This window comes from Paenibacillus sp. FSL R5-0636 (assembly GCF_037974255.1).
GTDB lineage: Bacteria > Bacillota > Bacilli > Paenibacillales > Paenibacillaceae > Paenibacillus_AQ > Paenibacillus_AQ odorifer.
In genome coordinates, this window is the sequence record NZ_CP150232.1 from 5,903,842 (window position 1) to 5,913,374 (window position 9,533).

Genomic DNA, 9,533 nt, shown 5'->3' on the forward strand with positions numbered 1-9,533 from the left:
CAGGGATCATGTAACCGATGAAACAGGAGGAACAAACATGGGGCATAAGCTCGTTGGAATATTACTAAATGCCGATATGCACCGGGGCGTTCCCCGGCTAAAAACAGGACAGGAGTCTCTATCCAACTATGAAGAGGCCGCGGCGGCATACGGTTTAGTCCCTTGCTTCCTGAAGCTCGCGGACATCGATACGGACACAGGCTTTAGTGCCGCCTATATAAAGGGAGCCAACGGATATAAAAGCGTAGTTGTTCCTACGCCTGCTGTTATCCATAACCGGGCAATATACAGCAAAAACAGCCCTGGGATGCAGCGTCTGCTGAAGCACTATCCCCTGATTTTCAATACATGTAATCGATACGGCAAAGATGAGATCCATCAGCTGCTTGAAAAAAATACGGAGCTTCGCGAATATTTACCCGTAACAACGAGAGTCTCAGGCCTAAAAGAAATGATGAATCTTTATCCCGATCTCATTCTTAAACCTTGCCGTGGAAGTATAGGGAATGGGGTCATGCGGCTGGTCCGCAAGGGATCTCAGCGTTGGACCTTGAGCTACCTCTCCCCTTCGATGCAGCGCTGGAGAAATATTCCCGTAAATCAGGCGGCGTTGCCACAAGCGCTCCGCGCACGCCTAACCTCCGTGCCTTATCTTGTTCAAGAACGTATTCCCCTTGCTGAGATTGGAGGACGTCCCTTTGATCTACGCGTCACCGTTCAGCGCGGCTGGGGAGGAGATTGGCAGGTCACTGGGCTCTTCGCCAAACTGGCTGCCCCAGGGGGCTTTGTCTCCAATATAGCCCGCGGAGGAGAAGCGTTAAGCTCCTCCTTGGCGCTAGAAAAAGCCTTTTCAAGATCCACAGCGGCCCACATCCGTATGTCTGTCGAAATACTTAGCCTTGCAATCGCACGGTGTCTGGAGCAAGACCTTCCCGGACTGGCCGATATCGGACTGGATATAGGCATTACTAAGGACGGACGACTCTTCTTCATAGAATGTAACGGTCGCGACCAACGCTACGGATTTCATAAAGCCGGCCTTACGGAAATTTGGAAAGACAGCTATCGCAGACCTATGGGATACGCGCGTTTTTTAATAGAAACGAACAGTACGGTATATAACAGTTATTGATTTGTCTCCTATTCTATGTCAATATAATGCAGAGCAGAGACGACCCGTATACAACCGTACTGCTGCATTATGGAAGGGAGATGGGCATGGTAAAACAATTGCTACGGCTGATGACCGAGCTATCCTCACACCGGTGGCTTTCACGGTTAATGGGATCTTTTTCTCATAGTAGAATCAGCCGTTTTCTTATCCCGGCATTTATTAAGACTTATCAAATCCCCTCCGCTCAAGCGGAGAAAAATCCTGGAGAATATCTCACTCTTAATGAGTTTTTCAGCCGCCGGCTGAAGCCGGGCATGCGGCCTATTGCAACCGATGCTGACGCTTTGGTTAGTCCCGTAGACGCAACGATTACTGCTATGGGTGACATTACCGCCGGTACGATTATGAATGTAAAAGGGCAGGATTATAAGATCGAGGATCTCCTTAATCACTCCCCGCATCTGGAGCTGTACAAGAAGGGTTTTTTCTTCGTTCTTTATTTGAGTCCTACCGATTATCACCGGATTCACTCTCCCCTTACCGGACAAAAGGTGGAGAGCGATTATATTCGCGGACGGGCCTATCCTGTCAACGATTTCGGAATGCGACATATGAAGGGTGTCCTGAACCGCAACGAACGTCTCATTACGTATATTGCCGGGAGTTACGGGGAAACCGCGGTAGTAAAGGTAGGCGCAATGAACGTCAGTAGCATCCGTTATACGGATGCTACGGCTGCCGAGTGGCAAATAGGCGATGATCTGGCTTATTTTGAGTTTGGCTCCACCGTAGTGCTGCTCACGGAAAGCGGTACCTTTACCCCGAGACCCAAGCTTGAGGTCAACTCGAAGGTAAAGATGGGCGAACTACTGGGAACGTTGCATCGACCTTTGTAGGGAGAGTTGGGCGAATGTAAAAAATTAGAGGGTGCCTCAAAAGCCATGAAATGGCTGCTGGGGTGCCCTCTAATTTTGGGGACTTAGTGTGGAGCACAGTTGCGGACACGAACCCTCTAGCTATCGTATACCTATCGTCTAACCATCGTGTACCTATCGTTAGCTATCGTATACCTATCGTTAGCTATCGGACCCAGCTGACCTTATACGCGGATTTTTGACACATTTGCGATTCTATCGGACTCCACCGCAGCTATTGGCACCAAAAACGCCTTATTAGAGTCGATTCTTAGGCAATAGCGGCGCTGGAGTCCGAAACTCCGCTCAAATGGCGATAAATGGGCAAATAGCGGCTGCTGAGTCCGTAAGCATTTGCTAGAGCGTTGGTCGAGGTTGGTCGAGAGTTAGTTGAGGGATGGTTGAGCATTAGTGGAGGACTAGTCGAGAGTTGGTGGAGGGATGGTCAAGAGTTAGTTGAGGATTTGAGGGCTAGTGGAGCGTTGGTCGAGGATCTACGGAGAGTTGGTCAACGGTTAACATTCAACGCTTTCGCACCCAGCTGACCTTATACGCGCCATTTTCGCACATTTGATTGGTCACAAACACACTAATAGCAAAAAGGACAGCCCCGTGGCTGTCCTTTTATCTTTTCATGTAAACCACCTAATACGCCTGTTACGCTTATTAACCTGCTACGCCCTAATGTGATTATTACGCCGCCTGTTTTGCTTATTCAACCTGCCACACCGTTATCTTAATACACCTGCTACGCCTATACGCTTATTACACGCCAATTACACATGTCCCTGCTTAGCAACATCAAGCGCCTTGGCCGCTACCTGTTCCGGATCTCCTAGATAAAAGCGACTGATAGGATTCATGTCCTCATCCAGTTTGTACACGAGCGGTACTCCGGTAGGAATATTGAGCTCCAGCAATGCCGCTTCATCAATATCCTCCATAAATTTAATCAATGCACGCAGCGTATTGCCGTGGGCTGAGATAAGCACCCGTTCTTTTTTACGCAAAAGAGGGACGATCCGGTTTCCCCAGAAATCGCCTACACGATGTACAGTGTCCTCCAGGCTCTCTCCACGCGGGATATCTTCCGGACGAACACCGCTATAGCGAATATCGTTTCTGGCATACCTAGGATCATCAAGCTCCAGCAACGGGGGTCTCACCGATAAACTCCGCCGCCAGATATGCAGCTGCTCATCTCCATATTTTAGCGCTGTCTCGCTTTTACTTAATCCCTGCAATGCCCCGTAATGGCGTTCATTCAATTTCCAAGACTTTTGCACGGGTATCCACAGCAAATCCATCTCTTCCAGTACATAGTTAAGAGTTTTAATCGAGCGTTTGAGTACCGAAGCAAAAGCCAGATCAAATGTATACCCAGCGTCCTTCAACAGCTTGCCAGCAGTCTTTGCCTCTTGGATACCCTTCTCAGTTAAATCCGGGTCACTCCAGCCTGTGAACAAATTCTGTACATTATACTGGCTCTCACCATGACGTATTAGTACGATTTCGTACATTTTCTCTCTCTCCTTCCAACTATGGACCTTATATATTTTACCGACGAACAACATTATGCGAAACGTATCGCGGAAAGCTCTCACCTTAGTAATAACCCAATCGTAGAAATAAATATCTACCGCTACCTCATAGTTAGACCAATTAAACATCCTCAAAGGTACGTGAATGAGGCGTGCATGGACCGTGAACGGCGTGTGGATAGTGCGGTACATGAGCTTACGCTTCATTGCAGAATGTGCAACAGAAAATCTTAACTTTTACTTGGAAATACATTACATTGTACTTCGTGCAATAGATTATCGTGATGATCTCTAGAAAGGCTGCTTCTCCTGAATTTGAATGTGAGATGTGCAACAGAATTCAAATCCGACTGCTTTTAGACTCAATCCCATTGTACAAAATACAACGTGAGGCACGATGTAATGTCCATCAGTTACTCTAGTCTTCGACTTAAGTTCATTATATATATCAATTTCTAACAACACAAAAAAACCGGATGCCTCATGGCCCCGGCTATTTATATTTTTAGTCATATCATGCGATTGTATGCTTGCTTGTTCCGTTTAGAACCAGCTGTCCACGACAAAAGCGTTCGCCTGCTTTAACCGTTTTAAGCGGTTTCTAAAAATACCTCCGCCTCCACTCTTACAATCCGTGTTGCAGATTCTGCGTCTGATGATCATGCCAAGAGTCTCCTTCCAAGAAGTTATGTAAATTCTCTGTAAACTAAACTGCAAAGTATTTACCCTTGGTTGAACAAACTGAAACAAAAAAAGTGAATCAGCGGATCTCAGATGGACTTTTTCCGGTATATTGCTTGAACTGGCGGCTGAAAAAGAAAATGTCACGATATCCGAGCGCATCTGCGACCTCAGTAACATTCATTCCTGCGTACAGCAGTAAATGCTGCGCACGCTCAATCCGGGCTCGGATGACATAAGACTGCACAGAAGAGCCCGTAAGCTCCTTAAACTTAATTGAAAAGTACCGAGGCGAAAGCCCCGCACGAGCAGCAAGATCCTCTACACGATGTGCAATCCCCGGATGCTGGCTCACATAGTTCGCTATTTCGTGAATGATTTCTGTCAAATGGTTGCTAACATAACGTTCTACTGGCTTCACACGGTCCTCCCTCAGCAGATGAATCATCAGCTGCTTCAGTACAAGCTGCCCTTCTTCCTCAGCGGCGTAAGTATCCACCAGAAATAGTCGAACGTACCTAGCAAGCAGATGTTCAAATTCAACGGTTTCTGTAAGCTCACGATAGGGCAGCGGAATATCCGTCACCTCTTCGGAGACATCAAAATGAATATATGTAAGTACAAGTGGCTTTTGCGGATTATGTGTAGCACTTGTATGGTCACCCGGACGAAAAAGGAAGCAGCTTCCCTTACCTACTTGAAAGGGTTCATCGTTACGCACAACCGTCCCTTCCCCGCTCCATACATAAAATAAATCATAATTTTGCAGCGACTTCTCTCTTTTTTGCCATTTCCAGCCCGGCTCGCATACAATCTTAGCCAGAGCCGGCAAAATAACAAAAGAGGACGGCGATGCATGCAGCATAACGTTCCCTCCTAAAAGTTTTGTTAGCATAAACTACCTTGAACCACTTCGCAAAACTTGCTTCGTAAGCATTTCGCTTTGTTTTGTTAGCAAATCTACCTTGAACCACTTCGCAAAACTTGCTTCGTAAGCATCCGCTTTGTTTTGTTAGCAAAACTTGCCTCGTAAGCATCCGCTTAGTATTGTCAACAAAATCTGCTCTGACTTCGCAGCGTCCATATAGTTTTGTTTAGCTTAATCTACTCCGAGTTTCTTCGTCAAAATTCGTAAGCATTCGCTTAGTTTTGCATTTCATCTTCTTTATCATACCTTGTCATGTTGCATTTTGTACATCTTCCCACGCCAGATGCAGGCTTGTTATCCCTTCCTCCAGCTCCTCGGCATTCAGATGGGCAAAAGAAAAACAAGCGGCCGGCGCTCCCGGTGATAGCTGATATAACGCGGCATCTCTAAAATCCGTGTCGCGCCTAAGCGCTGCCGCTCGGAAAGCAACAAACTCTTCGCTGCTGCGCAGCCAGCGGGCATATACATGCAAGCCCGCATCACCAGGCAGCAGCTCGAAGAGCTCCTCAAGCCGTTCCGACAGCAGCGTCCTGAGGATGCGTCCGCGTTCACCATAGATGCGTGTCATCCGGCGCAGATGACGGCCATAGCCGCCTGTATTCATGAACCGCGCCAAGGCTCGCTGCTCCAGCAGCCCTACCGGCAAGGGCTCATATAGCGCCTTGGCGGCGATAGTCGGCTTTACCAGAGAGGGCGGAAGCACTGCAAAGCCGAGCCGAAGGCCTGAAAACATCGTGTTTGAAAAGGAGCCCACATACACGACTCGCTCTTCGCGATCCAGTGCTTTTAAGGGCTCGATGGGACGCCCAGCCCAACGGAACTCACTGTCATAATCATCTTCAATGATTACTGCATTATGCCGCTGCGCCCATTCCAACAAGGTCCGTCGTCGTTCCAAAGGCAGTACCACACCCGTAGGAAATTGACGGCTCGGCGTAACAAACAACAGCCGGGCATCCCAATCCTCCGGAATAAGGCCGTTGCCATCCAGCTTCCCTGCCAGCAATCGGCCTCCAGTGATCTCTACGGCTCGCCGGATCCCGTGAAAGCCCGGGTCCTCTACGACCGCTGAGCCCCCTGCATCCAGCAGCAGCTGCGTCAAAATAACGATGCCTTGCATCGAACCGCTGAACAATACGATATGCTCTGCATCCGCGCGAATCCCGCGGGTAATCCGCAGATGTGCAGCGATAGCTTTCCGAAGTCCTTCATCGCCTTGAGGTGGACAAGTGCTTTGCAGCAATCCACCTTCCTTCCCTCCGGCATAAGAGAGCGCACTGCGCCATTCGGAGTAAGGAAAATGTTCCATCCGCATACCACTACTCTGGAAGCTCACTGCTTTCTTATTACTCTTTTCATAAAAGGGTATCGGGCGCGCAAGCAGCCGCTTTCCCCATGCTGAAATAGGAATCGTAGTCTCGATTTCACAATCTCCTCCAGCAGCATCTGTGGCTTCACCCAAAGCCTGATTCTCACCGTCACTGCGACTGGCAGCTGAAGCAAAGCTATCTTCCGATACGAATGTCCCCCGCCCCGTTTCAGTCCTTACATACCCATCAGCGAGCAACATTTCATACACCTGCGAGACCGATCCGCGCGACAGCTCATAGTGCTTAGCAAGACTTCGTGTAGACGGCAACGGAGTGCCTCCCGGAAGTGTTCCTTCCAATATTCCTGCGCGGAGCGCGTGATATAACGCTAAATATTTGTAGCGGTGTATCGCCAGATATTGATCGTATGCCAGCGTGATATTCATCGTTATCCTCCTTGACCAGCAAGTGGTCCATTAAAAACTATCTTAATTGGTCCTTTTTAATTGTCAACCACTCTACTATTCTTTAAAGAACAATTACATTGGAGCAGACGCTCTAGACTAAAAAGAAAGAGGACGTGATCCCTATGCGCAGAAAAGAATTTAAAGTAGATCAGGAGGAAGAATTGGTCTCTTTTCTAAACGGAATGAGTTTTGGTTTTCTCGGGACAAGCGATGAACAGGGGCAACCGCGGGTGACACCGCTGAATTTTGTGTATACAGATGGTTGTTTCTATTTCCATGGCAGTCATGCTGGTGGCAAAATGAAGTCGATCCGCAATCAGCAGAAGGTCTGCTTTACGGTAGCGGATGAGTATGCTCTTATCCCGTCTTATTTTAGTGATCCCGAGCTGGCATGCCCTGCAACCGCCTATTTTAAAAGTGTGACCGCCTACGGCACAGCCGAACCTGTCGAAGACATTAATGAAAAAGCCGGCGTACTCTCCTTATTTATGAAAAAGCTCCAGCCCGAGGGGGGGTATGATTCCATCGATGCAGAGGACCCTAGATACCGTCCCCGTCTAAAAGGAGTTGCCGTTGTGCGCATTACCCCCGAGGAGATCACTGCGAAGTTTAAGTTTGGGCAAAACCTAAAAGAAGAAGAGCGCTCCGGCATCATTTCCGGCCTGTCCGAAAGAAATAATCCACGTGATGAAGAAACGATAGAAATGATGAAAAAATACTGCCCTTTCCACGCCGAATGATATTTTTTAAAAATCGTATCTTTCCAAGTGACGGTTGCAATTGGCGGTGATATAATGTTAGGCAATGTTAACAGTATGTTATCCCCAAAGAACCCTGGAAGGATGAAACTGATGAATCCACTAGCTGGACAATTAAACGAAAGTATCAAAGCAGGAAATGAACATGTGTATGATATGCTCTCTACGCTTGGCAAAGAGATTTACTTCCCAAAAGAGGGCATCCTGAGCCAATCCGCTGAAGCAGGAGCTCACGCCAAGAAATACAACGCAACCATCGGTATTGCTACTGAAGGTGGCGTACCTATGCACCTCGGCGTCATTCAGGATAAACTCTCCGCTTACAGTCCTAAGGATCTTTATAGTTACGCCCCTCCGGCAGGTAAACCAGAGCTGCGTACTGTATGGCGTGAAAAGATGCTGCGCGAAAATCCATCGCTAGAAGGTAAAACCATCAGCAATCCCGTTGTAACCAATGCCCTGACTCACGGGCTTAGCATTGTCGCTGACCTCTTCGCAGAGCCAGGTGACGCGATTATCTACCCGGACAAGAACTGGGAGAACTACGAATTAACCTTCGGAATCCGCCGCCATGGGGAGACCGTTAACTATCCGCTGTTCACAGAAGAAATGACTTTCAACAGTGCAGGTCTGGAAGACGCGCTGCTCGCTCAAAAAGAACGCGGCAAAGCGATTGTGCTGCTGAACTTCCCTAACAATCCTACCGGATATACTCCAGGAATTAAGGAAGGCGATAAGATCGTCGCAGCTATCCTTCGTGCGGCTGAGGAAGGCATCAACGTTGTTGTTGTAAGTGATGATGCATACTTCGGGTTATTCTTTGAGGATTCACTAAAAGAATCGCTGTTCGGCAAACTGGCTCATCTGCATCCTCGTGTGCTTCCAATCAAGATTGACGGTGCGACCAAAGAAGAATTTGTCTGGGGCTTCCGTGTGGGTTTCATCACTTATGCCTCGGAGGACAAAGACCTGCTGGCAGCATTGGAGCAAAAAACACTAGGTATCATCCGTGCCACCATTTCCAGCGGTGCGCATCCTTCGCAAACCTTCGTACTAGACGCCTTGAAGTCGCCGGAATTCGAAGCACAGAAGGAAGAGAAGTTCCAGATCATGAAAGGCCGTGCGAATAAAGTAAAAGCACTGCTCGATAGCGGTAAATACGGCGAGGATGTATGGACGTATTATCCTTTTAACTCCGGTTACTTTATGTGTCTGAAGCTGCACACAGTTGCGGCTGAAGAGCTCCGGCTTCACCTGATTCATAATTACGGACTAGGCACTATTGCTTTGGGTGAAACTGATCTACGTATTGCCTTCTCATGTATCGAAGAGGAACAGCTCGAAGATCTTTTCGATCTTGTATACGCAGGTGTTCGCGATTTAGAAAAAGCCTAACTGAACTTTATATAGCTTACAATCAGCTCCGTTTTCATGGAGCTGATTTTTTTTGTACACGACTCCGACATTGGCCTATACACGCCCCTCTCTCCGCACATACAATACGATGTACTCAAGTACAACACACACACCGAAAGGGGAATGAACATGAGCGAAGAAGTTAGAGGCGGATATGGATGTTGTGGAGGTGGCCCATTCACTAGCACTGGCGCCATCCTGGTTCTCTTTATCTTGCTGGTTATCATCAGCCGTTCACTTTTTGTCTAACCATTAATGACAGTCTCGGGAGAGAGCTTTAAGCTCTTTCCTATTTTCAATCCCTTTTTTTTACAATAGACGTGGGTGTCCAGTAGGTCATGATAATGGCTGCTGTGACGTCCACGTCTTTTTTTATTCCACCTTGGTCTAAGCACCAACCGCAC

Annotated in this window: 8 protein-coding genes; 5 read left to right on the forward strand and 3 right to left on the reverse strand. The window is 47.9% G+C overall.

Annotated elements, in window-relative coordinates:
* The first annotated feature begins 37 nt into the window (after positions 1-37).
* Both MKX34_RS27050 and asd read left to right on the forward strand, forming a co-directional pair.
* On the forward strand, positions 38-1,132 hold the full coding sequence (locus MKX34_RS27050) for a YheC/YheD family protein (protein WP_036679737.1): 1,095 nt from the start codon (positions 38-40) through the stop codon (positions 1,130-1,132).
* Between the two features lie 86 nt (positions 1,133-1,218).
* Positions 1,219-2,010, forward strand: coding sequence for an archaetidylserine decarboxylase (asd, locus tag MKX34_RS27055; protein ID WP_036679739.1), 792 nt, complete (start codon positions 1,219-1,221; stop codon positions 2,008-2,010).
* A gap of 794 nt (positions 2,011-2,804) precedes the next feature.
* Here the strand turns inward: asd and gpmA are convergent.
* The 3 genes from gpmA to MKX34_RS27070 all read right to left on the reverse strand — a co-directional run bounded on the left by gpmA (position 2,805) and on the right by MKX34_RS27070 (position 6,934).
* Entirely contained in the window at positions 2,805-3,548 is a 744-nt protein-coding gene (gpmA, locus tag MKX34_RS27060; RefSeq protein ID WP_036679780.1) for a 2,3-diphosphoglycerate-dependent phosphoglycerate mutase, read from the reverse strand.
* A gap of 781 nt (positions 3,549-4,329) precedes the next feature.
* The gene (locus MKX34_RS27065) at positions 4,330-5,115 is read right to left on the reverse strand and encodes an AraC family transcriptional regulator (RefSeq protein ID WP_036679782.1); all 786 of its coding nucleotides are present in this window, start codon (positions 5,113-5,115) and stop codon (positions 4,330-4,332) included.
* Between the two features lie 313 nt (positions 5,116-5,428).
* Positions 5,429-6,934 (reverse strand): PLP-dependent aminotransferase family protein, encoded by a 1,506-nt coding sequence (locus tag MKX34_RS27070; protein ID WP_076296379.1) that lies wholly within the window; start codon positions 6,932-6,934, stop codon positions 5,429-5,431.
* 143 nt (positions 6,935-7,077) lie between these two features.
* On the opposite strand from MKX34_RS27070, the gene MKX34_RS27075 reads away from it, so the two are divergent.
* From MKX34_RS27075 to MKX34_RS27085, 3 genes are all read left to right on the forward strand, one after another.
* Complete coding sequence (locus MKX34_RS27075) at positions 7,078-7,695, forward strand: pyridoxamine 5'-phosphate oxidase family protein (RefSeq protein WP_036679785.1); 618 nt, start codon at positions 7,078-7,080, stop codon at positions 7,693-7,695.
* A 111-nt stretch (positions 7,696-7,806) separates the two neighbouring features.
* The gene (locus MKX34_RS27080; protein WP_076212747.1) at positions 7,807-9,108 is read left to right on the forward strand and encodes an aminotransferase class I/II-fold pyridoxal phosphate-dependent enzyme; all 1,302 of its coding nucleotides are present in this window, start codon (positions 7,807-7,809) and stop codon (positions 9,106-9,108) included.
* A 150-nt stretch (positions 9,109-9,258) separates the two neighbouring features.
* Entirely contained in the window at positions 9,259-9,378 is a 120-nt protein-coding gene (locus MKX34_RS27085) for a YjcZ family sporulation protein (protein WP_212592220.1), read from the forward strand.
* The last annotated feature ends 155 nt before the right edge of the window (positions 9,379-9,533 follow it).